Origin of the sequence: Pseudomonas sp. K5002 (genome assembly GCF_013386655.1) — a bacterium.
GTDB lineage: Bacteria > Pseudomonadota > Gammaproteobacteria > Pseudomonadales > Pseudomonadaceae > Aquipseudomonas.
The window spans coordinates 1-628 of the sequence record NZ_JACARK010001593.1 but is presented as its reverse complement, the minus strand read 5'-3'; the positions used below and the strand labels follow the sequence as shown (position 1 = coordinate 628).

Here is a 628-nt window from a genome sequence, read left to right as displayed (position 1 = left end):
GCAGCAGGTGTTCGCGTTCGCGGGCAGGCAGTACCGGCCACTGATGCAACGGCGTTTGCGGCGCGTGCTCAAGGGCCTCCACCAGTTGCTCCAGCGCACTGTGCATGGAGTCGCACAGGCGCTGCGCGCCGATGGATTCCAGCGCCAGTACCGTCAGGCCGAAGCCTGTGCCAAGGTCGTCCACACTCAGGGTCAGCGGGTAGTTGCTGCGTTCTTCGCCGCCGAGCAATTGCACGCCTTCCCAGATACCGTGGCCGTCGCGGGCCATTTCGCCCGGGGTGCTGTGGCGGTAGTTGAGCAAGGCGCTGAACAACGGCATCGAGGTCGGCACGCCGCTGCACCGCTGGGCCAGCGCCAGGGACGCATGCTCATGACCCAGCAAGGCACTGAGCCGGGCGTGGGTCGCCTTGACGCCGGCACGTACCGCGTCGGCACCCACCTCCACCCGCAGCGGCAAGGTGTTGATGAACATGCCCAATGCCCGGTCGGCACCTTCGCCGGCTTGCATGCGGCCCATCAATACGGTGCCGAACACCACGTCCTGACGGCCCGACACCAGCCCGAGGACCTGGGCCCACGCGAGGTGCATCAGGCTCGCAGCGCTGACCCCCAGTTGCCGCGCCTGTTC

1 protein-coding gene is annotated in these 628 nt (G+C 67.7%); it reads right to left on the bottom strand.

Annotated features, from left to right (window positions below; all coding sequences use genetic code 11):
- Positions 1-628 (bottom strand): condensation domain-containing protein (locus HX846_RS38150; RefSeq protein WP_178967571.1); only part of this gene is annotated, 628 nt, incomplete at both ends.